This window comes from Methylomonas sp. MS20 (assembly GCF_050275925.1).
GTDB lineage: Bacteria > Pseudomonadota > Gammaproteobacteria > Methylococcales > Methylomonadaceae > Methylomonas > Methylomonas koyamae_A.
The window spans coordinates 5,465,973-5,491,879 of sequence record NZ_CP189962.1; the positions used below are offsets into that span (position 1 = coordinate 5,465,973).

Below are 25,907 nucleotides of genomic sequence, written 5' to 3' on the forward strand. Positions count from 1 at the left end.
CGCCTGTAAATCATTTTTTCCACCGCCGATGTTCGTTCTACACAGCTCCAACAAAACTGAAAACCTGCTGGAGCATTTGGCGACCGTCATCGGCGCGGCACCGCTGGCGTCGCCGTTCGCTCCGGAAATTTTCCTGATTCAAAGCCAAGGCATGGAACGCTGGCTGTCGCAACAACTGGCCGAACGATTTCAGGTCTGGGGCCATTTTCGCTATCTGTTTCCAGCCAAGTTTTTCGGGGAACTGGCGGCTCGGCTGCACGAGCAACTACCGGATGCAGATTTCGACCGCCAACGCCTGCTGTGGCGTTTCGAAGCCTTGCTGCGCGATCTCGACGACGAAGTCTATCAGGCTCCACGCCAATATCTAGCCGGCGACAACGTCGATTTGAAACGCTACCAACTCGCACTGCAACTGGCCCGGCTATTCGACCAATACCAGATGCTCAGACCCGACCTACTGAGCGCCTGGCAAAGTCGGCAAACGTTGTACGACAACGATAATGAGCGTTGGCAAGCCGCACTGTGGCGCCGCCTCTCGGCTGCCGGCGGCAAACATCGCGGCCAGCACTGGTTGGAAACGATCGCCAAATTGAACACCGCTCCGCCCGGCACCTGGCAGCATGATTTACCGGAACGAGTCTCGGTGTTCGGCGTCAACAGCCTGCCGCCGTTGCTACTGACCTATTTGCAAGCCTTGTCGCGCCATTGCGACGTGCATCTCTACCTGCTGAATCCGGTGCAAGGCTACTGGGCCGACCTGCCCGGCAAGCGGCTGTTGGCGCAACTTCAAGAATTCGACGGTCACCCTTTATTGGTCAGGCTGGGGCAGCAAGGCCGCGAATTTCAACAAATGCTGTTGGAACAAGTCGAGTTCGCCTTCGAACCCAGCAGCTTCGAAAGCGCCGACACCGCCGGCTTGTTGGGCAGCCTGCAAAACGACATCCTCGCCAATGCCGGCGCCGCCGGCCCACAAGCGGCCGACGCCAGCTTGAGCATACACGCCTGCCACTCGCGGCTGCGCGAGGTCCAGGTTCTAAAAAATCTATTGCTGGACGCGCTGGAAAGCGACGCCGATCTGGCCTTGCGCGACATTGTCGTGATGGCGCCGGACATTCAGCTGTACGCCCCCTTCATCAGCGCGGTTTTCGACGATATTCAGCACGCCGTCGCCGATCGTAGCCTGAAAATCAGCAACGCCGCGCTGGATGCCTTCGTCCGCTTTCTGGCCTTATCGCAAAGCCGGCTGGGCTGGCAAACCGTACTGGATTTACTGGAACAACCATTGATCGCCGCCGGTTTCGATCTGGACGGCAATGATTTGGAGCTGATTCGCCACTGGCTGCTCGACACCCGAGTCCGGTGGGGGCGCTCGGCCGAGGCCAAACGGAGCCAAGGTTTGCCGGCGATTGCCCAAAACACTTGGCAGGCCAGTCTGGAGCGGCTGTTTGTCGGTTACGCGGCCGCCGACACCGAGTTCATCGACGGCATTCTGCCTTACCCGGACATCGAAGGCGCTTCTGCCGCCGCGCTGGGCGGACTGGCCGACTTCCTGAAACTGCTGTTTAGGGCAGGGGACGAACTGACCGCCGCCAAGTCGCTGGCCGAATGGTGCAAAACCCTGGATTATTACGCCGGCCGCCTGCTGGCCGGCGCCGATCCGGCCGACCGCCAGCCCTTGCAGGATCTGCTGGCCGAACTCGCCGAACTGGCCGACATTCACGACCAACCGGTAGCCTTGAGCGTCGTCGTCGCCTGGTTGAGCGGACGCCTCGACGAAACCAAGTCCGGTAACGGCTTTTTACGCGGCCAGCTGACGTTCTGCTCGATGCTGCCGATGCGTTCGATTCCGTGTCAAGTCATCGCCTTACTGGGCATGAACGACGGCGAATTTCCCAAACTCGACCGCCAACCCACTTTCGATCTGCTGGCCGAACATCCCCGCCTCGGCGACCGCTCCCGGCGCGCCGACGACCGCTACCAGTTTCTGGAAATCCTGCTGTCGGCGCGGCGCCGGCTGATTCTGACTTACGTTGGCCAATCGCAACGCGACAACAGCGAAATCCCTCCGTCGCCGATCGTCAGCGAATTGCTGGACGTGTTGCGCGACCATTACGGCTTGGCCGATCCGGTCGTCCGTCATCCGCTGCATGCCTTCAGTCCGCGCTATTTCAACGGTGCCGAACCGACCTTGTTCAGCTACGCCGGCCACGATTGCGCAACCGCCGCGCAATTGCGCGGCGAGCGCCGCCCGACCGAAGCCTGGTGGCGGGGCGAATTGGAAGCCGAACCGTTGACCGTCGTCGAAATTTCCGAATTACTGAATTTTTTCCAGCATCCGCAACGCTATTTTCTGCGCCGGCAACTGGACGTAAGGCTGCCGGTGTTGATTGCCGATGCCGAAGAACGCGAGCCGTTCGCGGTGGACGGCCTGGACGACTATCAAATCGCTCAGGACTGGGTGGCCGCCGAGTTGGCCGGCCGGCCGTTTTCGCTGGCCAAGCTGCAAGCCCGGGGCCTCTGGCCGGCGGCAGGTCCCGGCGAACTCGCTTGGCGGCGCCGCGAGCCGGGCGTTGCCGAATTCGCCGAGCGGATTCGGGCACTGGCCTTGGGTGCCGCGCTGCCGGCAGAGCATTTGGAGTTGAGCGTCGGCGATTTACGCTTGGTCGGCAAATTGGGCAATCTCTACGAAAACGGCGGATTATTGTACCGTTACAGCAAACTGAAAGGCCGCGACCTGCTGGCCGCCTGGTTGCATCATCTGCTGATCAATCGCCGGCAGCCGCAATCGACTTATCTATTGGCCGCCGACGCCGAATTGCATTTTCCCCCTGACCTGGCCGATCCCGCCCAACTACCCTATTGGCTCGGGCTGTTCGAGCAAGGCCGGCGTCGGCCGGATGCGTTTTTCAGCGAAGCCGCGTTGGCCTACTTGCCGCACGACGAACCCGAGCGAGCGCGCAAGGCCGCGCTGGACCAAATCGTCAACGCGGTCGCGCTGGGTTACGAGCCGGAGATTGCTCAGTTGCTGGCTTACCGCGACCTGGACAGCTTAATCGACGCCGACTTCGAAACCGCCTGCCGGGACTGGCTGCAACCGATCTGGAGGGCCGCGCATGGCGCATGAAGCCTTCGATGCGATCGCCACGCCGTTGAAAACCGGCATCAATCTGCTGGAGGCCAGCGCCGGCACCGGCAAGACCTACACGATCGCGATGCTGGTATTGCGTTTCGTGGTCGAACGCGAACTGGACATCAAGCAGTTACTGGTGGTGACCTTCACCAAAGCGGCCACCGAAGAGCTCAAGGAGCGTATTCGCGCCCGTCTGACCGAAGCCCGCCAGGCCGTACTGAACCCAACCGCCGCCGATTCGACGATAGCCGCTTGGCTGGCCGGCTTGGGGCTAGCGCCGGACATCGTCTGCCAACGCCTGGACGCCGCGTTGCTGGACATCGATCAGGCGGCGATCTTCACGATCCACGGCTTCTGCCAGCGCGCCCTAGCCGAGCACGCGCTGGCCAGCGGCCAGTTGTTCGATTGCGAATTAAGCGGCGATATCGCCGAACTGCAACAGCAATGCGCCGACGATTTCTGGCGCCGCCGGGTCGCCGACCGGCCTGCCTGGCAAATCGCGGTGCTGACCCGTGCTTTTCCGACGCCGGATAGCCTACTGGCCAGCGTCGTCCGGGTCGGCGGTCAGCAAGCCTTTCAACCGGCCGACACCGATCTGGATAGACAACTAGCCGAACTGGACAATGCGATTGCCGCCGCCAGCAGCGGTTTGGCGACGCTGGCCGCCACGCTGCAAACCGCCTTCCCGGAGGGCCTGTTCAGCGCCAGCTTCGTCCGCGATTTTCCGGCCCGCTTTGAGGCCTGGAAAACCTGGCTGGCCGACCGCGCGGCCGAACTGCCGAGTCTGGACGGCCTAACCCGCGAAGCCCTGCTCGGCGGTTTGAACGGCGTCAAGTTCAAGACCGGCAAGGCCAAACCGCAAACGCCGGCCGAACAGAAACAAGCTTATCTGGACGGTCTCGGCGTCGATACGACGGCTTTCGATGGCTTGGCCGCGGCAGCCGGCCAGCTGCAAACCGGACTGCGCGCCGCGCTGTTGGCAGATTTACGCGCCACGCTGGACGGCTTGCTGCAACAGCGCAATTTGATGTCTTTCGACGATTTGATCGTCCGGCTGGCCGGCGCGCTGACCGGCGCCAACGGCGAATTGTTGATCGCCGAATTGCGCCGGCGTTTCGCGGCGGCGTTGATCGACGAATTTCAAGACACAGACCTGCACCAATGGCAAATCTTCTCGACCCTGTTTGGCGCGCCGGATCTGTATTTGTATTTGATCGGCGATCCTAAACAGGCCATCTATAAATTTCGCGGCGCAGACATCTTTTCCTATTTCGCCGCCCAGCGCCAAGCCGCGCAACATTACACACTATCCCACAACTGGCGCTCGCATCCCGATCTGGTCGGCGCCGTCAACCGGCTGTTTCAACGGCCAAGACCGTTTTTATTCGAGCAACTGGACTTTCACCCAGTCCAGGCCGGCCGAGGTAGCGCCGACGGCAAGCTCGCCGACGGCGCGCCGCTGGTGTTGTGGCAGTTGGATAAACATTCGGACAAACAGGCACACTGGACCGCGCGGCAGGGCAGTTCCAGCGAAGTGGCCGAACGGCTGCGCGCCGCGACCGTCGCCGAAATCGGTCGGCTGCTGGCGGACGGTACCATCGTCGAAAACAACCAAACTCGCCCATTAGCGGCCGGCGACATCGCGGTGCTGGTCCGCAGCAACCGCGCGGCAGCCGATTACCAAACCGCGCTGCAAAGCGCCGGCATCGCCGCCGTATTGAACAGCAAACAGTCGGTATTTGCTTCCGAACAAGCACTGGAATTACATGCCGTGCTGCAAGCCGTGGCGCAAGCCGGCCAGCTGGAAGCCTTGAAATCGGCGCTGACCGTATCCTGGTTCGGTTTGACCGGTCAGGCGCTTTACCGCTTGTTGCAAGACGAAACCGCGCTGGACGGCTGGATGAATCGCTTTCAGGATTATCTGCAATGCTGGCAACGCCACGGGCTGCTGGCGATGCTGCAGCAACTGCTACGGCGCGAGGGCGTCGAAACCCGCTTGTCCGGACAAATCCAGGCCGAGCGAGCGTTGACCAATATTCACCACCTGGCCGAACGTCTGCAACAGGCCGCGCTGGACGAGCATCTGGCGCTCCACAAAACCCTGGATTGGCTGCGGCGCGCGATCTTGCAAGCCGAGCGCGACAACGGCGACGATCGGCAATTGCGGCTGGAAAGCGATGCCGACGCGGTCAAGATCGTCACCACTCACAGCGCCAAGGGTCTGGAATATCCGGTAGTGTTTTGCCCTGACTTGTGGCGGCGTAGCGACCGGCTGAAAAACGAGCGCTGGCTGGTGCAATGCCACGAAGACGGCGCGATGATGGCGGATTTGGGTTCCGCCGAGTTCGAGCGGCGCCGGGAACTCGCCTTGCGGGAAGAACTGGCCGAAGACCTGCGCTTGTTTTATGTCGCCGTCACCCGTGCCAAATACCGCTGCTATTTGTTTTGGGCCGACGTACGCGGCAAGGAGCGGCCCAACGAGTCGGCGATGGCTTACTTATTCGAGTTCGCCGATCTGGATTTCGCCGGTCAACGGCAAGTCTTGGCCGGTCTGGCCCAAGCCGAGCCGGCCAGCTTCGAACACCGCCTGTTGGCAAGCGATGCCGGCGCGACTTTGATTCCGGCGGCCAGACCGCAACGGCCGAGCGCCGTTGCCGCACTGGAATACCGTCGGCAAACCCGGGACCTACGTAGCCTGTGGCAAATGAGCAGCTATACCGCGTTGGCCGAATCCGGCCACGATACCGCTCCGGAACTGCCGGCCGACAAGGCCGCCGAACCGGCCGACGCCTACGTCGAAGCCGGCGGCCTGCCCAAGGGCGCCGCCACCGGCAACGTCGTACACAGTTTGTTGGAGACGCTGAGCTTTCAAGCCTTGGCCGCCGGCGCGGATTTGGGCCGGCCGCGCGACATGGCTTGTCTGCGCCACGGACTACACCTGACTCAACCGGAGTTGCTTGACCAACTGCTGGCGGCGACAGTCAGCACGCCGTTAGCCGCGAACGGCGGGTTTCGGCTAGCGGATTTACCGGCCGAGCGCTGCATCAAGGAAATGCCGTTTTATCTGTCGCTAGCCTATCCTATCGATACCGCCCGCATCAACCGGCTGTTGGCCGGGTGTCCGACCTATCAAGCCCTGGCTCCAAAACGTCTGAACGGCTATCTAACCGGCTTCATCGACTTGGTTTGCGAATACGGCGGCCAATATTTTCTGATGGATTACAAGACCAACACCTTGGCCGATTACGGCCACGACTCGCTCACGTTGGCGATGCGCGAACACAACTACGGTTTGCAATATTGGTTGTACAGCGTGGTGCTGGATCGTTATTTACGACTACGCCTGCCGGATTACGACTATCAACGCCATTTCGGCGGCATCAAATATTTGTTCGTGCGCGGCATGCGCCCGGATCAACCCGACCATGCGGTCTACGCCGACCGACCCGACCGGGAAACCTTGAACGGCTTGGCGGCAATTTTCTTCCCCGCCGGCTGAAACCCGGCCGGATTGAATTTGGGTAACCCTCAAGTTTTCGGCCCATCGTCCGCTAACCAGACAGGCCGGCTATCGCCGGCCCCAACTCAACGAGGTATCGCCATGCTGGATTCCGTCCCGTCCATCGCCGCGTTCGCGACGCAATTGTCCAACCAAAAAACCGGCCAACAACTCGAAGTCGCCGTGCTGAACAAAGCCAAGGAATTGCAAGAGCAACAAGGCCAGGCCGCGCTGAAACTGCTGGAATCGGCTGCCGCGCCTACCGGGGGCATCGACGTCAGAGTCTAAGCACGGCCCAAGCCGGTTCCGCCACGGCGAAACCGGCGTTCATTTCTTGGCCTTTTTACTGTAACGGCGGCCGGACTGCACCGCATAATGCTTGGCCTTGTCCTTGCTCGGTTCCTTGAAGTAGTTCTGATAAGTGTCGCTGCCGCGATTGGCGATCGCCTGAGCGAAATCCTTGAATAAATAGGTGTCGTCCAGCACCGCGCGCGGACTGACGCCGTGCTGTTTAGTCAGATAAAACGACACGCTCATCAAATAAGCCTTTTCCCGGCCGTTCAATTTCAACAGACTATGCTTGGCCTTGACGTAAACGAAATACGACGTCAGCGCCAGAATGCTAAGCCCGAAAAACTTGGTCCACAGCAGGATGTAGTCATCGTCTTCGTACAAGGTTTTACCCTTACGCAAGATCGCCTCGGTTAAATTCATAAAACTCCCCGGTTGGTTGAGGCCGGCATGTTAATGCATTGTCGGAGGATTTTGGCGGGGAATCTGCGTCCGGAACACTTAGCCGAATTGGTCGGTCTGCGATTAGAATTCAGCGTGAATAAGCCGCGCGCTCGGCGAAAATCACTCCCGCTTGACAAACCCAGTGTTTCAAGAGAAATAATCGCCCGCCCGCCGTACCGAAATCCGACGAGACCCCCCTGTTGAAAATCCTAGCTTCGAGGAGGCCACATGGAGCTGAACCTGACCCGCGTCGAATTCACCGACGAAAGCACGATAGGCGAATTAAGTATTAACGGAACCTTCGAATGTTACACCTTGGAGGACAAGGTCCGGCCGGTCAAAGTCAAGGGCATGACCGCGATTCCGGCCGGCTCCTACGAAATCATCATCAATTTTTCCGAGCGCTTTAAAAAACCGTTGCCGCTACTGCTAAACGTGCCGAATTTCGACGGCGTCCGGATACATCCCGGCAATAGCGCCAAGGATACCGAGGGCTGCATTCTGGTCGGGAAATCGAAATCGGCCGATTTCGTCGGCTCCAGCCGGGCGGCTTTCGAAACGCTGTTCGAGAAACTCAAACGCGCCGCCGAAAACGAGAAAATCTTTATCCATATCGTTTGAAATTGCCCGGCGCTTGGGAAAACTTTTGCCGCTTTGAATGCCGGGTTCCGCTTCATCCTGGCTAGGTTTCCGCTTGGAGCCGCGTCAGCAACGCGCCGAGCGCGGCAAAACCGACATACTCCTGCTCCAACCTCAGGTTTTGGCCGAAACGGTTATCGCGCAACGCGTCGTACAGCGCGCTTTCCTCAAAGGTTAAACCGGATAAATCGGCGCGGCCCGGAGCGGTTTCCGCAACCCAGGACTCGCGGTGCGCCAACAAGGTCGCTTGGTCCATCAGCAATGAGCTGGTTTGCGGAAAGTATTGGCGGAACTGGCTCAAAATCGCGAAGCCGTGGGTGTCGATGTCGCCCCAGTAGTGAATTTCCTTATCCTTCAACCATTCGACTTGCGCCAAGGCATCGAAGCCGTAGCCTCTGCCGAAAATCACCATGCCGCCCTGAACGTTCGGAAATGCCAGGCCGTTGATGTCGTTTTCGGTGACGAATACCCGCTTGACCTGCAAATTCAAAGTCGCGAATTCGCCGGCGGTCACCGTCAGATCGCTCAAGCCGGCGATGCGCAGCCGACTATCCAGCAAGCGGAAGCGAATCGTCGCCGGCTTCGCCAAAAAGCCGTAGCGCGCTTCGAAGCCGGCGACACCGGTTTGCGCGGTATCGATCGCCACGGCCGGTAACAGCAAGTCCAGCCATTCGCCGAGCAACTTCTTGCGGCTTTCGATGAATTTGCTGTCGATACTGGGCAAGCTGATTTGGCGTAGATAAATGCCTGGCCGAGGATGTTTTACGACCCAGCCGGCCACGCTCAACAATTTTTGCCATTCGTCGGCGTGCTCCAAGACGCGTAACGGATATTTCAATAACCAAGGCCGCAGGGCGGCGAAATCGTCAACCAGCGATGCCGCCAATTGCCCGAAAACCGCCAATTCCTTGGCTTTTTTCAAATACGCCGCCGCGTCGTCCGGCTTGTCGAAAACCACCGCCGCCGGCAAACGGTTGCGCCCCGACAGCCGATGATTAATGTCGCGCCATTCGACGGCAAAATGCTTGGCCTCAACGGCCAACCAAGGCTCCACCCAAGCCTGCACGGCAGAAAAATCGGCGGCCAGTTGCGTCGGACTGGGTGGCTTTAAAGGAATACGCAGCGGAAACAAGCCGCTGGGCACGAGACTTTCCGTCAAAATTTGCCCGCGCTGCCAGCGCTTGTCCAGTTCGGCGCGCAACTCGGCCGGCAAGGTCCAGACCGGCTTGCTCATCCGCCGCGCGCCGCACGTTCGGCGTGGTACTCTTCGATGCTCAGATTGCGCAGCTTGGACGCACGTCCTTCCTCGTTATGCACGAAGCCGACCGCTGCGACGTAGGGCTCGATGATGTGAATTTTCTGCAGCGGCGTGACGATCAACAGTTGCAGATTGAGTTTTTCGAACAGCCGTAAGCCGTATTGCGCCGATTCGTCGGAGCCGCGGCCGAAGGCCTCGTCGATCACCACGAAGCGGAACGAACGCGAGCGCACCGCGCCCCATTCCAAACCGAATTGATAGGCCAAGCTGGCGGCCAGGATCGTGTAAGCCAGTTTTTCCTTCTGGCCACCGGATTTGCCGCCGGAGTCGGAATAATGCTCGTGCTCGCTGTTGTCCTCGCGCCAACGCTCGCTGGCGCCGAAGCTGAACCAGTTGCGCACGTCGGTAACCTTGGCTGTCCAGCGCCGGTCTTGCTCGGCCTGGCCCTCGCGGCCGCGAAAACGCTCGATGATTTTTTTGACTTCCAGAAACTTGTTTTCCGAATATTGCTCGTCGTCGGAACCGGTCAGCGCGCCCTCGGTGCAGGCGCGTAACTCGCTTTGAAAGTCGCGCACGTCGGCGTCCGGCGTCGGTTGCGCTTCCAGCACGATGAAGCGGTTGGTGTTGTAGTCGATCTGAGTCAAGGACTCGTTGATCAGGGCGATGCGCTCCTTGATGGTTTCCCGCTCGCGGGCCAGTTGCGACTGGAAGTTAGCGACCTCGCGGATGGTATTTTCGTTGAGCAATTCCTTGAAGCGAGCCTCGAAGCGCGGGAAGGCCGCGCAATAGCCGCTCATCGCGTCGATGATCTTGTCGCGCAGATAATTGAGCTTTTTGGTCTCGTTTTCGATTTTGGTCTGCAACCAATCGCGCATCTCGCGTTCGCGGTTGTCGCAGGACTCCACCGTGACTTGCCGTTCGGCCAGCACTTCGCCGCGTAGCGCTTCCAAAGCAGGATATTGCGCGCCGTGTGCGTCACCGGCTTCGTTCAGGATGTCGGAAGTCTGCGTCAGCAACGCTTCGGCGGCCTGTTTGCGTTGCTCGGTGGCGCCGATTTCCTTGATTTTGTCGTTCAGCGCGTGCTCGGTATCGGCCAAAGCATGTTGCAGCGCTTCCAGCCGCTCCGTCAGTTGCTTGAGCAGATCGGACGCCGCTTCCAGCTCGCGCTTCTCGTGTTCCAGCCGAGCAATCTCCGCAGCCAAAGGCTGCCAGTCCAGTTCGCGGAAATCGCGGTATTCGCCCAGCTTGCTTAAGGTTTCCAATTGCGCCTTGACCGTGGCTTGTGCTTTGGCGATGTCGGCCAAGCGACCGGCCAGATCGGCTAGCTGATTTTCCAATAGCTTGGCCTTGGCTTCCAGCGCGGCTATCTTGGCGGCATTGGACCAGCCCAACACATAGCGGCTGCGGTCGTCCAGGCGGTGGCGGTCGTCTTTTTCGTGGCGTTCGCCGGGTGCCTTGATCTGGCCGGCGCGGGTGATGGCTTTTTGCTCGCGGCGGAATTGCTCCTGGGTCGCGCAGCAAGCTACGTCGAAGCGGTGACCGATCTCGCGCTCCAGCCAATCGTAAAACGCCGAATCGGGTTTAATCGCCAATTTGCGCGCCAACGAATCGCGGTGCGGCTCCGGCAGCTCGGCGCGCTGGCCGGGCCTGACCCGGAAGTAGACCAGCCGGCCGCGCAAATGGGTTTGATCCACCCAATCGGCTACCGCCGAATAATGCGCATCCGGCACCAGCAGCGATAGGCCGAAATTGCGCAACATGCGTTCGGCGGCGCCTTCCCAATCCTTGTCTTCATCGCGCACCTGGATCAATTCGCCGGCGAACGGCATCCGGTCCTCGGCCAGATTCAGCGCTTCACAAAGCGCCTGGCGCATTTTGATTTGCGCATCGTCGATATTGCTACGCCGGGCCTTCAGGCTGGTCAATTCGGCTTGCAGGAGTTGATGTTCGTTGCGACCTTGCGCAAACGCCACGCCGATTTCGCTAGCTTGGTTTTGCAGATCGGCTTCGCGCGCGGACGCACTGTCCCGTAACTCCAGAAAACGGACTTGCTGCGCCAGAAAGGCTTCGGCGTCTACCGGTGCCGGCAAATCCAAGCTTTGCAGCAGTTTTTCATAGCGGGCGGATTTATCGCGGCGGCGCGCCATATCATCTTGCAGACGCTCGATTTCCAATCCCAATTGAGCGATGCGGTCGCCGCCGTTGGCGGCAATATGGCGTTGCAGTTCGCCCGCCTGCATTTGCAGTTGTCGCTTGCGTTCGCTCAGCCGCTCGAGCTGGGCGTTTTGCCGGGCAAGCTCTTCATCCAATGTTGCCAGACGCTTTTCCAGCAAACCTTGCTTTAGGCCCGCGAAAAACGGCCGCAAGGCTTCGCGGCAGGCGCGCAGGGTTTCGGTTTGCTCGTTGAGTTGAGTGTGACGCTGGCAATCGGCGACCAGAGGCGTTAACAGGCTCATCTGCCGCTTGGCCTTCAAAACCGCGTCGTGGGCGCGGTTCAGGTCGTCGAAATGGTTGATCAAAGCGGTGATGCGCGGCGCGACTTCCGAGGGTTCCAGCATGTGGCTGCGCACAAAATCGGTCAGATTGCCGACCGACTTCATCGATACGGTTTGATGGAACAATTCCAGCGCTTGCTCGTTGTCGATGCCGAAACGACGGCGGAACCAGGCGCCATAAGGCGGAAAGCTGTCATGCAACTCCGCGCCCAAGCCGCGCAGCTTCTTGCGCAGTTGACCGATGTCGCTGCCGAAGTCGGAAAAATCGCGAGCTATGCTCAAGTCCCGTTCGGCACCGACGAACAGCCGCGCCGGCTGGCCCTGGCGGTCGCTGATCCAGAACACTTGGGCCAGCGTCACGGTCTGATCGTAGCCAGCGTTGTGGAAAACGCCCAAGATCACCGAATAACTGTTGTCGCCGCGCAAGGCCACTGGCTTGGCGCTGCCGCTGACCTCATTGCGCTCGGACTTGTAATGGCCCAGCACATAGGATCGCAGGCTGCGCTCTTTGGCGTCGGCGCCGGCCGCCTTGTTATAGGCGATACGATGGGCCGGCACCAATAAGGTCGTGACCGCATCGACCAGGGTCGATTTGCCGGAACCGATGTCGCCGGTCAACAAAGCGTTGCGGCCATTCAAGTTCAAGACCCAAACCCGGCCGTCGAAGGTTCCCCAATTATAGACTTCCAGACGTTGCAGCCGGAAGCCGGACAGGGTGTCGTCGTCGACGAAATCCAGCGACAGTTGCAGGTTGTTATTGGTGATCATCACGCGGTGGATTTTGGTTGATAAACGCCCTGAGCCTTTTTCCAAAGCAAGGCGTCGTAAAACGGGCTGGAAGTCCCCCTCTCCCTGAGGGAGAGGGCTAGGGTGAGGGGAATCAAGCTTAAAACCAATCATTCGCCACCCTCCGCACCGCCGGCCAGTTGCGTCTGATACTCCGCCAGCCGCGAATCCAATTCCGACAACCATTGCGCATCGACAAAAGCCTTGAGTATCCGCCTGACCTCGTAACTGGCGGCTTGATTGGTGCTGGTCTTGAGCTTGCGCAAAAAACCCAGTTCGACCACCTTGTTGATATGGGTTTCGATCTGATCGATCAGCCTAGCCTCGTTGCTACGCTGCGGCAAAAACACCCGGATCAATTCGACGATGTCCTCGCGCGACAACACCAGCCGAGTCTCGCCGCCGCCCTTGTCAAACTCGGCCAAGCGCTTGCGCAACAAGGCCAGCAACAAACTGACCGGAAACGACAACGGCCGACGCGCGATCAAACGCGGCAACTTGGGTGCCGCATCGTCGTCTTCGACGTCCGTCTGGCGCGAACGCAAGAACGCATAACCCTCGGCCTCGTCCAACACCAATTCCAAACCCAGCACCGAGATGTAGTCCCGCACCCTGGCCTGTAGATTCAGCAAGGCATTCCACAAACCGCCGTCGCTTTCCTGATAGACCACACCTTTCAATAATGGAATGACCACGGCCGACAGGTCGTATTGGGGTGCGGCTTCGAGCTCGGTTTCTGTCATCGCGTTTGGGATCGCTGGGATAAAGTCGGGGATTTTACGGGGAAGAGACGGAGAAATCGAACCTACTTGCTTTACACGCGCAAGCATTGCCTCAGAACTTTTTAAAGACTATATTAAGTCCTTTCTAAAAAGTTCGAGGCAGTCATGCGTTACTCATCTCAAGTCAAACCGATCAGTTACCTGAAAGCCAACGCCGCCGAAGTGTTGTTAAAACTGGCCGAATGCCGCGAACCTTTGGTCATTACCCAAAACGGCGAAGCCAAGGCCGTATTGCAGGACGTGGCCTCCTACGAGGAAACCCAGGAAACCCTGGCCTTATTGAAAATATTGGCCTTGGGCAACCGGGAAATCGAGAGCGGCAACGTCAAACCCGTGGCCGAAGTCGCCGCCCGACTGCGCGCGAAAAAGACTAGCAGCTAATGCCCGAAGCATCTTATCAAGTCTTGTTGACTCGCGGTGCCGAGCAGGATTTGGAAAGCCTGTACCATTACATCGCCGAATTCGATTCGCCGGCCAATGCCGATGCCGTCTTGGACAAGTTGTTGCAAACGCTGGACGATTTGGCGAGTTTCCCGGAACGCGGCAACTTCCCGAAAGAGCTTGCCGCCTTAGGCATACAGGAATACCGCCAAGTCTTCTTCAAACCCTACCGCATCGTCTATCGCATCATAGCCCGACAAGTCTATGTTTATCTGATCGCCGACGGCCGGCGGGACATGCAAGCTTTGTTGACGAGGCGGTTGCTGGGTGGATAAGGCGGATTAGATCATGGATACTTTATGGGGCCTACCCCGGCCGACCGGTAGCCGATATTCTTCCCATTACGGATGACTGTGTTTCTTCCGTAACTGACGGTGGTTGAAAGTCTGCCTGTCCGACGCTTGATTGCAAGAGCAGACCTCGATTTATTCGTAGGATGTGGTGAGTTTACGAACCGCACCAATCGCGAACGATGCGGTGCACGTCGTTTACCGCATCCTACTCCCCTGGAAAACGGAGCAGCCTTGGTGTGAAAAACATCGGAAAGCCGTGTGCGTTAATAGCGTATGCACGGTTTGATGTGGGAGGGTAGGCGTAAGCCTGTTCTCTACTCTACCCGATTTTGTTTAACGTTCAAAGACCCAATATATAATTGTATTGCCCGGCAGTAGTCCGATGTCACATGAAAATTTGTTACTACCTTTGTTATTAATTTTAGAATTGTGTTCGAGGACTTGCCCGCTAATTAAGTTAGCATATAGAATAAATTGATGATTTTGCTTTGGTGGGGTGTCGAAAGCGATTTCAACTGTAAGATTATTGATAGAACCATAGTAACAAGCCTGAGGAACAAATACTAAATCCCAATGTGGTAACATTACATCATCCCAATCATCCGAAAAAGAAATATCAATCACTGTACCTTTTTGCCAGCCAATACGTAGAGGAATATTTATACAGGCTATTCGATCCATATAGGTATGTGAAGCGGATTGAACTTCTACCCACTTTCTACCTTCCTTTACTTTTACCTTATATTTATAGCTTCCGTCATTCGGTATTCCAGCTCCAACTTGAAATATTTTTATTCCTGTTTTATTCGGAGATTCAATGAATCTGAATTTGTAATCTTCATTTGTAATAATTTTCTTACCAGATATCTTGAATTTTCGTTTAAGCTCTAACACCTCTAAATGGTCGCATTCAAGGCTTTTCGGATTAAGAAAATCTCCGTTTAATAGGGCGTTATTCAAGAATGATGATAGCGAGTTATAAGTGTCTTGAGGAATTCTTGTTCTTAATGGGGAAAGAAAATCCATATGACTCCTTGTCTTTTTTATAGAAAGTTTTTTGGCTGAAAAACAAATAAACTTGCCTATGATAGGTTTAAGGTTTTGTAAAAATCGCCATAATATGATAAACAGTACAGGAATAACTACAACGAAAAAGACATTGCTTGGATTAGTGAAAATGGTTTTAAGAAGCTCTTTAATTGTATCTGATGTGATCGATAATAGTAAATCTTTTCCAAGCTCCATAAATCCTGAAATCCACATAATATCTAGCAATGATAGTTAAAGTCGCCTGTTTTATAATAAAGTCAGCGTATGATAAAACTTGCGGGATCATTGCTTAGATAAAGACCAGACCAACAATTTGGTTGTAATCTGGTTACAACATTATGAACGAAGTAATAGCCTGTTGCGTATGTCGGAAAATATAGTTTCCACTTTATAGCGAACAACAAGGCGGTCTCTGCTTTTTCTTTTGAACACCATGTATTTCTTACGAGTTCTTCAGAGGCTTCTTCTTTTGTCATTGTGCCTGATAAAATCTTAATTGCTAAATTATGACGAACATCAGTAAAAACTTTGTCATAGACAAAGCCCATATAATCACTAACTGTTAAGGATGTTTTAAAGTATTCTAGTGAATAATCAGCAAGACCCTCAGATAAAAGGTTACGTGGAGTGTTTAAAAGCTGGAGAGTATAAAACGAACTTATTTCATTTTTTCGATACAAATATTCCCGAATAGCCGCTTCCGCAACATGGCCAGGAAAAACTTCATGGAAAGCGAATAGGGCGCATTGATCTTGATAGAGTGGATACTTTCCATTGATTTCTATCGTATATTTAAATTCATCTTCATAGATACAATATGCTTGCCAATTGTCTTTAGTATCTACTATTTTATATTTTCCTTTCAAACTCCCAATAATTGAGTTTATATCGTGTTTGTCTAAAAAACTCGGAAGAATTTCTGTAGAGGCTAACTGAGTACCTAGTTGAACAAAAGCAGATAATCTATTAAGGTATTCGTCTGCTGAAACAATGTTGTCTTCTCTCCATTGTTCAAAAGCAGATTTCAAGCTACGGGCTGGATAGGCGGTATGTAAAAAATCATGGAGTTCTTTGAAACGCGCTAGAATTTTTCCTTGATCAATTTCTTCAATTTTTACCTGATAGATGTCTTCTAAATTATTTACGTAAGAATTTTGATTAAAGTTATCCGAACTTTGCAAAACTGTAACTAAAGCACTTATTGCTAGCCCCATGTCACGTTTCAATTGATGGGAGATGGTTGATTTAGTTGCTTCTTGGCTGAGTTGCGACAAATTAGCTATAGCATCATCAACGCTTTGTAGTATTTTTGGCGGATTGGCTGGCCTGGGACCTCTATCAACAATAGATCCTGCACCAAGTAGCTCATCAATCGAAAAACATAGTGATATGAATTTTGAGACGCAAGGGTGTTCGTTATTCATTTGTTGAGCTTCCATTTGCTGAGGGGTTGGCAGGTGTGGGTTGAGAAATATGACGCCCGAGATATTAAACTTTTTTTTAATTACAGCATTGTTTTCAGTCCGCGTAGCTCCGATTGGCGATAGCGTAATCGGAGGAATGTTGGCTTCGAAATGTGCGATTACGCAAGCTAATCGCACATTTCGAAGGACAGCTTCATTGCCATTTGTTGCCCCTGCTAATTAAATCTTATTCGGCAGCAAAGGGATCGCCTATCGACAACCTGAATACTATTTTCTGATCTCCATTCACCAAATCCGTCTAACCCCATAACTATCGAACAACACTTCATTGCTGATCAAGGCAATATTCTCGGCCTGAGCCTGGGCGATCAACATTCGGTCGAAAGGGTCGCGGTGCGGACCAGGCAGGCTGCCGGCTCTCAACGCGTGGTCGGTTGTGATAGCCAGCGGGGTAAAACCTTGTTCCTTTAGGCAATCCTGGTAGCTATCGACCACGGCTTCGGCACCCGGCAATTTGCCGATACGTACCTTGGTGGCGATCTCCCAGGCCGAAGCGGCGCTGATCAGCACGACGTGGCTGGGCTCGGCAATCCATTCTTTTGCAATCGGAGACAGCTTCTCGTCGCCGTCCAACCACCACAACAAAGTATGGGTATCCAACAGCACTTTCATCTATTGCGCCCAGGCATCCAATTCGTCGTCCGGTAATGGTTCGAAGAAGGCTTCGGTCACCGGAGCTTGACCTTTCATGGCGCCGAATCGCCGTTGCGGACGACTTTCGGTGATCGGCACCAGCTTGACCAACGGCACCTTGCCCTTGGCGATGATCACTTCCTCACCGGCGAATGCTTGTTCGACCAAGCTGGATAAATGGGTTTTGGCGTTATAAAGCGTATAAGTGCTCACAAGCATACTCCTTGACCAAGTAATTTGACTAACCCAGTATAGCAAACCCCCGCATCGTGGCAACGCAACCTTTTATTGAGCAGTCACCTAACAAAAATCACCCTAGGCAACCGTGCCTGTTTGCTCAACTCCCGGCCTTCGCCATCCACAGCCTGCCAAACGATCACATCCTCCACGCCTTCATCGACCGTGGTTTTAAAGCTGTCGCCGCCGAGTTGCAGATAGGCGACCAGTTCCGCCAGGCCGTGTTGCAGCGGGCGGGCGCGGCAGAGTTCCGCCAGCGTGATTTGCGGTTTGTCTTGCAGGGCGTGGCGGATGTGGCGGGCCAGTTGCGTCTTGTCGATGACGATTTGCGAGAACAGCGCGGCGGCGTCCAGGTCTTCGTCGCCGGTTTGCGGGATGATGCTTTCGATGCGCGGTTTGACCGGTGGCGTGTGTAGCGGCCGTTCCATCGGCAGCTCGATGTCGGCGGCGGCTTCGGCGACGATCATGACTTCACCGGCGGGTTGTTTTTCGCGTAAGGCCAGGGCCTTGGCTTCGATGCCGTGCAGGATTTCCATGATCCGGCGATTTTCCAGCCAGGCCTGGTCGTCGAGAAAACGGCGCAATTGCCGGCTCAGTTCGGCGACGGTGCGCTGGGTATGCTCGCCGGCTTCCAACCAATCGTAATGCACCCGGCGAATGCGGGCGTCGGGCTTGAGTTCGGCGACAGGCTCCAAAGCCAACACCCGTTCCAGCAAGGCCGACAATTCTTCCTGGCGGCGGCTGGACATTAGAAAATCCCAGAAGGCGCGGAAACTGCGGCCTTGGTCGGAGTCGGCTATGGCGTCGCGTTCGCCCATGATGTCTTGCAGCAGTTCGCCCTTGCCGCCTTCCCACAAGGCGATGCGCTCCCGCACTCGCCGGTCCAGGCCGCGAAAGTTATGTTCAACTTCGCGAAAGTCGCCCAGCAGTTCGCGGGCCAGCCCGGTGAATTGCTGGAAGCGGTCCTTCAACGCGGTGTCGTCCAGCACTTGCAGGTCGCCGGCGCGGATGCGGGCGATTTCGGCATCGAGATCGGCACGGCGTTTTTCCAGTTCGACGATGCGGGTTTCCGGGTCGGTCTCGCTGCCTTCGCTGATTTGTTTGAGCAGCTCGAATAAGGTCAACAGTCTGGACTCGGTGCCGACGAAGGCGCGTTCGGTCAGGCTATCCAACCAAGCGATGGCTTTTTCGGTGGCTGGCGTCAGGTCGAAAAACGGCTCGTCGGAACCTTGCCGGTAAAACTTGCGCAACCAAGCCTTGTCGTTGCCGGCCCAGTCGTTCAGATAGTCCAGCGCGGGCTTAGGGAAAGCATCGTTACCCAGCCGTTCGCGTAACGCAAACAACTCATCTTCCAGCGCTTCGGCCAGATCGGCCTGACCGATCAGACGCTGATTGGGGGCGACGAAGACCCGGTGCAGGAAGCTGGCGATCAGCGGCGCATGGTCGGAGCGCAATAACCGCCAGGCCGGGTGGTTTTGTTTCAGCAGCTCCAGCGTGGCGTAGTCCAGGCTCATTCGGCGGCGTCCGCATCCATTTGTTCGGTCAGGCTCTTGGGTAGTTTCTTTTTCACTTTCACGCCCAGTTCTTCGAGTGCGCCGGCTTGGCGCAACAGATTGCCCTGGCCACTGCTGAGTTTGTTGACGATGCCGTCGTAGGTTTTTTGCACGGTGCCGAGTTGGTGGCCGAGTTTTTCGATGTCTTCGACGAAGCCGCGGATCTTGTCGTACAGTGCGCCGGCCTTGTCGGCAATCAACCGGGCGTTTTCGTTTTGCTGCTCGTAACGCCAGATGTTTTGGATGGTTCTTAGCGTCGCGAGCAAGGTGGTCGGCGTAACGACGACGATTTTGTGTTCGAAGGCGTCGTTGAATAATTTCTCGTCGCCTTGGAAGGCGGCCATGAAGGCGGCTTCGATCGGCATGAATAGCAGCACGAAGTCCAGCGAACGCAGGCCTTTCAGGCTGGAATAATCCTTGCCGCTGAGGCCTTTGATGTGGGCGCGCACCGCTTCGACGTGTTGTTTCAGCGCTTCCGCGCGTTCAGCATCGTCTTCGCTGGAACAGTAGCGCTCGTAAGCGTTCAACGAGACTTTGGAATCGATCACCACATCCTTGTTGTCCGGCAAGCGGACGATCACGTCGGGTTTGAACAGTCGGTTGTCTTCGTCGCGGAAAGCGCCCTGGGTTTCGTATTCGATGCCCTTGCGCAGGCCGGATTGTTCCAGCACCTTTTCCAGAATCATCTCGCCCCAGTTGCCTTGCGCCTTGTGGTCGCCTTTCAACGCCCGGGTCAAATTCAGCGCTTCCTGGTTCATCTTCTGAGTATCGCGGCGCAACGAGACGATTTCCTCGCGTAGCGAGATGCGATCCTTGGTTTCGTTGTCGTAGACGCTTTCGACGCGACTTTTGAATTCGCCGAGTTGCTGTTTCAACGGCGCCACCAAGCCTTCGATACTGACTTTATTATGCTCGACAAACTGCTTGCCGCGTTCTTCGAAAATCCTGTGCGCCAGATTCTCGAACTGGGTTTTTAACTGATTTTCCGCATCTTGCAGTAGGCGGATTTTCTCTTCGTTGTGTTTATGCTGCTCCTGCTGGCGGGTATTAAGTTCGGCGTTTTCGGTTTTCAATGCCAAAAGCTGTTGTTGCAAGGCTTGCAACTCGGATTCGCGCCGATTCAATAGGCTTAGCCTTTCCTCGGCCACCGCCAGCTTTACGGTTTGTTGCTGTAAAACCTGTTGTTGCAGATCGATTTCCGCTTGCAGGGTCTGGCGCCGCGCGCCCATCAGACGGGCGCCGATAAAGTAGCCAAGCGATGCGGCAACGGCGAGACTCGCTGGCCAAAGCCACGGAGTGATTTCCAAGAATGTCATTTTCGATGCAACGCCGACGCGTGCTTGAGGGGTGAATTGAACCGGATTGGACGAATCGGTCAATTGTAAGGGAAGTCAGCACCGACAGTCTGGAAAAACCGGCACGACGACGGCAAGCCGGAATACGGCCTGCCGTCGGGCTTGCTAGAAAGAACGCCGGTTAGGCTGATTTACGGCGAACCGCGAGGATACCGGCCAAGGCCGAACCGAACAACCACAACGCGCCCGGTAACGGAACCGCGGTCGGCGTCAGCACGAACAAGCGCGAGTTGGGGTAGGCGCTGCCGTTGTTCTCGGCAACCAAGTAGATGTTGCCTAGCGTATCCACGGTGACGCCTTCGATGGCTTGCTGGGTAACGGAGGACAGATCGAAGCTGCTGACTATTTGACCGGCCGTCGTCAATTCCACCAACATTTTTGAATCCAGACTCAGAATCAGCAAGTTGTCGGCCCCCGCGCCGCCGGCCAGACTATCGACGGCGGACAAGGTTTGCACGTCGGACAGACTGTTCAAGCCAAACAACGAACCGCTACCGGAAAACAGCGTCGTCGTCGATGCGGTGCCGTAGCCGATCGCAAAGTCCAGCGTACTTTTACGCAACTGCGCCGGATTGTCTTGCTTGACCGAGTAAAAGCTGCCGTCGCGCGGATCGACGCTGATGCCTTCGGTTCCGACATTGCCGACACTGGCCGTGCTGCCGGTAATCGCCACTTTCGGCTGATTGTTTAGCGCCACGCTGCCGCCGGCACTGTAGGTAAATTGATAAGCCACTTGCGGACGTTCGTCGACAACGACCAGCCGGCCATTACCCAAATAGGTCAGGCCTTCGGCATCGTTATTGCTGCTCCCGGTTCCCGCCCAATTGAACGCCATGGAACCCAGGGTTTGCCCGGTCAACGACACTTCGACGACGCCGAGGCCTTCGTCGCCGACGAAGAACAGCGTGTTGCGGTCGCTGGCGTAAGTCACCGCCGAGGCTTCCAGACCGATACCACCCAAGGTATCCAGCGCGTAGTTGCCGGTTAATTGGTAGTTGGCCAAATTCAAAGAGCTTGCCGCTTGGACGCCGCCGGCACTGACCGCCAGCGCAATCGCGCCGATCAAGGATTGGAGTTTCATAGTCTAAATTCCTGAAAAAAGATAAATAACAAAACGGGATAGCTGAAGCCTATGCGCGTTTCTTACGACCTATCGAGGACAGAGCCAATCCGCTCAACATTAACGGAAACGCCGCCGGAACCGGCACGGCCGCCGGCGCCAACGCGAATCTGCCGGGGTTGGCGACAAATTCGCCGGACACGCTGGCTATGGAGCCGAAACTGTCGCCTACGCTAGACAATACCCAGTCCGAAGTTACGTTGTCTTGATCCAAGACGGCCAAGTTGCCAGGATTGCCGCTGATATTTTGAGTACGGATCGTGCCGGGAAGATTGCCGTCGCCGTAACTCAGCCGGTCGATCAGCATGTTGGCGGCGTTATAAAGATTGATTTCGTCGTTGCGGCCGAGATTTACCGTGTTACCGCCAATGATTTTGACCGACGCCGACAAATTCCAGTGGCTCCTGAACGTAGCGGCATCGTTTTCCGCCAGAATCACTGACTCGCCAGCCGCGACTAAGCCGAAAGCCGAGAGGCTGACCGTGCCGGGAGAACGTGAATCGTCGTCGTAGCTCCAGCCGCTGAAATCGACGGCCGCGTTGGTCAGGTTGGTGAATTCGATAAACTCGTCACCGTTATACATCCATTCGGTAACGGCCACGGTGGACGCCGAAGCGGTCGCGGCGAACAGCGAGGAAGCGGCGAATATGCCGAAAGCCGCGGCGCGGCGGAATTTTTTGACTGACATGGTACCTTCCGAAATTGTTGAATTGGGGGAACAAGGGACGGATCGGCCGCTTGCGCGGCGAAAGCCGATCCCCGCCGGAAGGTACAAAAAAAATGTGACGCGGTTATTACTTTTGCAGCGTCTTGAATAGCATTGCGCGAATCATCGCAGCGGCAATCGATGTCGTTCGCAATGTCCGCCGATCGCAAAAATATAAATATAGTGGTCGTCGAACTTATAAATCAGCCAGATAAACACAGCGTATGTTCAAGCCAAAAGCTTGGCAAGCAGCGGCATGACTTCGGCGGCACATACCAAGCCGAGCATCCATTTGACAATCAATAAATCCGATTTGACCGGCGCAAGCTCGATTTGCACATCCTTTTTGGTGAGCGGATCGGCTTCAGTTTGGGCGTCGCGAAAAGCTTTCCCACCTGTTTTTCGTCAAAACCGGCTTCTTTCAACTTACACACAAATTTGTGAGTATCAAAAGTCACAGTAGCCGTTGCTTATCTCTTTTCAATATACCTATCAGCGTACAAGAATTAAATGAGTTTTCAGGGATTGAAACCATACGCTACATTCAATTCCGCAGGTATTTAAATACCTCGGCCGCCGCCTCCACCGTTGCCTGCAAATCCCCATCCGTATGAGCCGCAGAGACAAACCCCGCCTCGAACGCCGACGGCGCCAGATAAACTCCGTGTTCCAACATCGCATGGAAGAAATGTTTGAAGCTCTCGACGTCACAGGCCATCACTTGCGCGAAACGGCTGACGGTTTTTTCTTCAGTGAAAAACAATCCGAACATCGCCCCGACCTGATTGGTGGTGAAAGCGATGCCAGCCTGATCGGCGGCGTTCTGCAAGCCGGCCAGCAATTGCGTGGTTTTGGCGGTCAAGGCCTCGTAGAAACCGGATACGGAAATCAATTCCAGGGTTTTCAATCCGGCGGCCATCGCCACAGGACACCCGGACAGCGTGCCGGCTTGATAAACCGGGCCCAGCGGTGCCAGATATTCCATGATCTTGCGGCTGCCGCCGAAAGCGCCGACTGGCAGGCCGCCGCCGATGATTTTACCCAGCGTGGTCAAATCCGGCTTAATGCAGTACAGACCTTGAGCGCCTTGCAAGCCGACGCGGAAGCCGGTCATCACTTCATCGAATATCAGCACGCTGCCGTACTGGTCGCAGACTTCCCGCAAGGTTTGCAGGAAACCGGGTTCCGGTGGAATGCAGTTCATGTTGCCGGCTACCGGTTCGACGATGATGCAGGCGATTTTATCGCCGACTTCGGCAAAGGTCTGCTTCACCGCGTCGCTGTCATTGTAAGCCAGCGTGATGGTATCGGCGGCCAGCGCGGCCGGCACGCCGGGCGAGCTGGGTACTCCCAGCGTCAATGCGCCGGAACCGGCTTTTACTAATAAGGAATCGGAATGGCCGTGATAGCAGCCTTCGAATTTGACGATCTTGTCGCGGCCGGTGTAACCGCGCGCCAAGCGCAACGCGCTCATGGTGGCTTCAGTGCCGGAGCTAACCATGCGGATCATTTCTATCGAAGGCAGCAACTCGCAAACCGTTTGCGCCATCAGCGTTTCGATCTCGGTCGGCGCGCCGAAACTCAGACCTTTTTCCGCGCTGAGTTTGACTGCATCGATCACGGCCGGATGGGCGTGGCCGACAATCATCGGCCCCCAGGAGCCGACGTAATCGATATAGCGTTTGCCTTCGGCGTCCCAAACGTAAGCGCCTTGAGCGCGATCGAAATACACTGGCGTGCCACCGACGCCCTTGAAGGCCCGCACCGGCGAGTTGACGCCGCCGGGAATGACTTGTTGAGCTTGAGAAAAAAGTTCGCTGGATGAGGTCATGATGAAAAAATCCGTTGGCAAATCGCTATCGCTAATCGAGGGAAAGGGCATTTCCGGCCATTCTCCGGCAGACTAGTTTTCAAGCGGTTGACTGTGAAATAAAGTTAAAACCCGAGGAGACTCCGGACAATATAATTGGTTTAGGGTTTTTCTACCTCGCCAAAAACGGAATCCACCGTTTTCCGTGAATCCCGAACTCATTGCTCCGGCTAGAAATTGTCAGGGCTATTCGCATTGAGCCGTTCGACCAGGCGGGGAAAGACTTGTCGAAACACCAGCCGCCCTCACTATATAAAGTCACCGGACGCCGCCACCCAATCCGGTGTCGGAATGCTGTCAATCGCGGCTAAAGCCGCTCCCACAGGTCTTATGTTTCGGCGGCGAATGCTGGTTTATTGTTGACCAGCATCAGCCTAAACCGGTTTGGGTTTACTAAGGTTTGCCGTAACTATTCAGCGCGAAGTAAAAACGCCTTCTCCCAACGGAGCAGGGGAATGAACACCTCAACCTCAACCTCAGCTACGCCGCTCGCTGAGCGGAGTCGAAGCGAAATCGCTGGCTTCGGCTCCGCTCAGCCAACGCCTTATTTCTACTCCGCTTAGCCAACTGCTTACATCGACTGTAACCATTCAACTTAACGCCAATGGTAACCAACTTACCCAAGCGCCCTCTGAACAGTTACGGCTTGCCGAACAAATGCGGACCTTTAGGTACCGGTTTGTTTTGCAGGCAAAAATAGGCCGCCGCATCGAACTTGATTTGCAGCGAGTGGGTATCTTCGTGTTCTTTCAAATACTTTTCGGCTTCGGTATCTGCCAAGTCTTCGGACATATGCCGAGCGATACAGCCGCAGCTTTCTTCCAAGCGCGGTTTATCCACATCAGGATTGTTCGAGTTACGCAATTCGCGTTCAGTACATTTTTGTGCGAATTCCTTTTCGAATCGAAACTTGGCGGTGTCGGTGGCTTCGCCGTGCTCGACGTGTTTTTTCTCCGGCGCCTTGGCCTTGGCAGCGGATTTTTCCGAACCGGCCGGCTGCGACTTATCGTCCGAACAAGCGGTGATCGTCAAGGCCGCCACGGATAGCAGAACCGCGCCGATAAGTTTTGATTTGGGATGGATGGTCTTCATGTGGCTTATCTATAGTTAGTTGAGTAAGTTTTCCAGCAAACCGGCAATTTGTTGCTGTTGTCGCCGCTGAGCGACCCGGTTGGCGATCACGATGCTTTTTAATTGGTTTAGCGCGGTTTCGAAGTCGTCGTTGACCACCAGATAATCGAATTCCGGATAGTGGCTGATTTCGGTGACGGCGTCTTGCATCCGGCGGGCGATGGTTTCCTCGGTATCTTGGCCGCGCCCGCGCAAGCGCTGTTTTAAAATCTCGATCGACGGCGGCAAGACAAAGATCGACTCGCTGTCCGGCAGCATATTCCTAACCTGTTGAGCGCCTTGCCAGTCGATTTCCAAAATCACATCGGTACCGTCCGCCAACGCCAATTCGACGGTCCGTTGGGCCGTGCCATAGAAATTGTCGAATACCTGAGCGTGTTCGAGAAAGGCCTGCCGTTCTATCATGGCTTCGAATTCGTCAAGCGACACGAAAAAATAATCGACGCCGTTTTGTTCGCCGACCCGCATCGGCCGCGTCGTATGCGAAATCGATACGGTCAGACCGTCCAGTTCGGCGGTCAAACGTTTGACCAAACTGGTTTTCCCTGCGCCGGAAGGCGCGGAAACGATGTAAAGTTTGCCGGTAGTCATTGTAAAAAGCTGGAAATCGATGCGGCCGCCATTCTTTTCTGATAACGACCAAGAGTCAAGCCCTATCCCGCCGCTGTGCTATCATTTGCCGTCTTTTTTAGACGTCTTAGACACCCCCA

At 55.8% G+C, this 25,907-nt stretch carries 21 protein-coding genes; 6 read left to right on the forward strand and 15 right to left on the reverse strand.

The genetic code is table 11. The features are described 5' to 3' along the window. Nucleotides 1-28 precede the first annotated feature (28 nt). The 3 genes from recC to ACQE3D_RS24440 all read left to right on the forward strand — a co-directional run bounded on the left by recC (nucleotide 29) and on the right by ACQE3D_RS24440 (nucleotide 6,917). Nucleotides 29-3,124, forward strand: a complete 3,096-nt coding sequence (gene recC / locus ACQE3D_RS24430) for an exodeoxyribonuclease V subunit gamma (protein WP_313730928.1) — start codon at nucleotides 29-31, stop codon at nucleotides 3,122-3,124. Then, nucleotides 3,114-6,629 (forward strand): exodeoxyribonuclease V subunit beta, encoded by a 3,516-nt coding sequence (gene recB, locus ACQE3D_RS24435; RefSeq protein WP_313730927.1) that lies wholly within the window; start codon nucleotides 3,114-3,116, stop codon nucleotides 6,627-6,629. Before recC ends, recB begins: the two co-directional genes overlap by 11 nt. Nucleotides 6,630-6,731: 102 nt before the next feature. Then, nucleotides 6,732-6,917, forward strand: a complete 186-nt coding sequence (locus ACQE3D_RS24440; protein ID WP_313730926.1) for a YjfB family protein — start codon at nucleotides 6,732-6,734, stop codon at nucleotides 6,915-6,917. 39 nt (nucleotides 6,918-6,956) lie between these two features. Here the strand turns inward: ACQE3D_RS24440 and ACQE3D_RS24445 are convergent, their stop codons facing one another. Beyond that, a complete protein-coding gene (locus ACQE3D_RS24445) occupies nucleotides 6,957-7,343 on the reverse strand; it encodes a hypothetical protein (protein ID WP_313730925.1) in 387 nt (128 codons plus the stop codon). 249 nt (nucleotides 7,344-7,592) lie between these two features. Here ACQE3D_RS24445 and ACQE3D_RS24450 point away from each other — a divergent pair, with 249 nt between their 5' ends. Continuing rightward, a complete protein-coding gene (locus ACQE3D_RS24450) occupies nucleotides 7,593-7,985 on the forward strand; it encodes a DUF5675 family protein (RefSeq protein ID WP_168028652.1) in 393 nt (130 codons plus the stop codon). A gap of 61 nt (nucleotides 7,986-8,046) precedes the next feature. Here the strand turns inward: ACQE3D_RS24450 and ACQE3D_RS24455 are convergent, their stop codons facing one another. The 3 genes from ACQE3D_RS24455 to ACQE3D_RS24465 form a co-directional block, all read right to left on the reverse strand. Continuing rightward, nucleotides 8,047-9,237, reverse strand: coding sequence for a Wadjet anti-phage system protein JetD domain-containing protein (locus ACQE3D_RS24455; RefSeq protein ID WP_313730922.1), 1,191 nt, complete (start codon nucleotides 9,235-9,237; stop codon nucleotides 8,047-8,049). Continuing rightward, complete coding sequence (locus ACQE3D_RS24460) at nucleotides 9,234-12,524, reverse strand: ATP-binding protein (protein WP_313731069.1); 3,291 nt, start codon at nucleotides 12,522-12,524, stop codon at nucleotides 9,234-9,236. Before ACQE3D_RS24460 ends, ACQE3D_RS24455 begins: the two co-directional genes overlap by 4 nt. Before the next feature lie 128 nt (nucleotides 12,525-12,652). Further along, nucleotides 12,653-13,285 carry a DUF4194 domain-containing protein gene (locus ACQE3D_RS24465; protein ID WP_313730920.1) on the reverse strand — a complete coding sequence of 211 codons (633 nt, stop codon included), beginning with the start codon at nucleotides 13,283-13,285 and terminating at the stop codon, nucleotides 12,653-12,655. A gap of 144 nt (nucleotides 13,286-13,429) precedes the next feature. Here ACQE3D_RS24465 and ACQE3D_RS24470 point away from each other — a divergent pair, with 144 nt between their 5' ends. Together ACQE3D_RS24470 and ACQE3D_RS24475 are read left to right on the forward strand one after the other, a co-directional pair. Continuing rightward, complete coding sequence (locus ACQE3D_RS24470) at nucleotides 13,430-13,705, forward strand: type II toxin-antitoxin system Phd/YefM family antitoxin (RefSeq protein WP_071160822.1); 276 nt, start codon at nucleotides 13,430-13,432, stop codon at nucleotides 13,703-13,705. After that, nucleotides 13,705-14,040: a type II toxin-antitoxin system RelE/ParE family toxin gene (locus ACQE3D_RS24475; RefSeq protein WP_313730919.1), complete on the forward strand. Its 336-nt coding sequence runs from the start codon at nucleotides 13,705-13,707 to the stop codon at nucleotides 14,038-14,040. The genes ACQE3D_RS24470 and ACQE3D_RS24475 overlap by 1 nt, the downstream gene beginning before the upstream one ends. Before the next feature lie 351 nt (nucleotides 14,041-14,391). On the opposite strand, the gene ACQE3D_RS24480 is transcribed toward ACQE3D_RS24475, so the two are convergent. The 11 genes from ACQE3D_RS24480 to gmk form a co-directional block, all read right to left on the reverse strand. Continuing rightward, complete coding sequence (locus tag ACQE3D_RS24480) at nucleotides 14,392-15,333, reverse strand: hypothetical protein (RefSeq protein ID WP_313730918.1); 942 nt, start codon at nucleotides 15,331-15,333, stop codon at nucleotides 14,392-14,394. Nucleotides 15,334-15,365: 32 nt separating this feature from the next. Beyond that, nucleotides 15,366-16,532: a hypothetical protein gene (locus ACQE3D_RS24485; RefSeq protein WP_313730917.1), complete on the reverse strand. Its 1,167-nt coding sequence runs from the start codon at nucleotides 16,530-16,532 to the stop codon at nucleotides 15,366-15,368. A 285-nt stretch (nucleotides 16,533-16,817) separates the two neighbouring features. Further along, nucleotides 16,818-17,204, reverse strand: coding sequence for a type II toxin-antitoxin system VapC family toxin (locus ACQE3D_RS24490; RefSeq protein WP_313730916.1), 387 nt, complete (start codon nucleotides 17,202-17,204; stop codon nucleotides 16,818-16,820). Then, nucleotides 17,205-17,438, reverse strand: a complete 234-nt coding sequence (locus tag ACQE3D_RS24495) for a type II toxin-antitoxin system Phd/YefM family antitoxin (protein ID WP_281021847.1) — start codon at nucleotides 17,436-17,438, stop codon at nucleotides 17,205-17,207. It lies immediately after the preceding gene. An 83-nt stretch (nucleotides 17,439-17,521) separates the two neighbouring features. Continuing rightward, on the reverse strand, nucleotides 17,522-18,976 hold the full coding sequence (locus tag ACQE3D_RS24500; protein WP_313730915.1) for a DUF3375 domain-containing protein: 1,455 nt from the start codon (nucleotides 18,974-18,976) through the stop codon (nucleotides 17,522-17,524). Further along, nucleotides 18,973-20,331, reverse strand: a complete 1,359-nt coding sequence (locus ACQE3D_RS24505) for a DNA recombination protein RmuC (protein ID WP_313730914.1) — start codon at nucleotides 20,329-20,331, stop codon at nucleotides 18,973-18,975. The genes ACQE3D_RS24500 and ACQE3D_RS24505 overlap by 4 nt, the downstream gene beginning before the upstream one ends. 160 nt (nucleotides 20,332-20,491) lie before the next feature. Beyond that, on the reverse strand, nucleotides 20,492-21,451 hold the full coding sequence (locus ACQE3D_RS24510; RefSeq protein ID WP_313730913.1) for an SdiA-regulated domain-containing protein: 960 nt from the start codon (nucleotides 21,449-21,451) through the stop codon (nucleotides 20,492-20,494). A 49-nt stretch (nucleotides 21,452-21,500) separates the two neighbouring features. Beyond that, on the reverse strand, nucleotides 21,501-22,178 hold the full coding sequence (locus ACQE3D_RS24515; protein ID WP_313730911.1) for a lamin tail domain-containing protein: 678 nt from the start codon (nucleotides 22,176-22,178) through the stop codon (nucleotides 21,501-21,503). 562 nt (nucleotides 22,179-22,740) lie between these two features. Then, nucleotides 22,741-24,027 carry a glutamate-1-semialdehyde 2,1-aminomutase gene (gene hemL / locus ACQE3D_RS24520; RefSeq protein ID WP_313730910.1) on the reverse strand — a complete coding sequence of 429 codons (1,287 nt, stop codon included), beginning with the start codon at nucleotides 24,025-24,027 and terminating at the stop codon, nucleotides 22,741-22,743. A gap of 678 nt (nucleotides 24,028-24,705) precedes the next feature. Beyond that, nucleotides 24,706-25,158: a hypothetical protein gene (locus ACQE3D_RS24525; protein ID WP_064031439.1), complete on the reverse strand. Its 453-nt coding sequence runs from the start codon at nucleotides 25,156-25,158 to the stop codon at nucleotides 24,706-24,708. 15 nt (nucleotides 25,159-25,173) lie between these two features. Further along, nucleotides 25,174-25,788: a guanylate kinase gene (gmk, locus tag ACQE3D_RS24530; protein WP_313730907.1), complete on the reverse strand. Its 615-nt coding sequence runs from the start codon at nucleotides 25,786-25,788 to the stop codon at nucleotides 25,174-25,176. Between the last annotated feature and the right edge of the window lie 119 nt (nucleotides 25,789-25,907).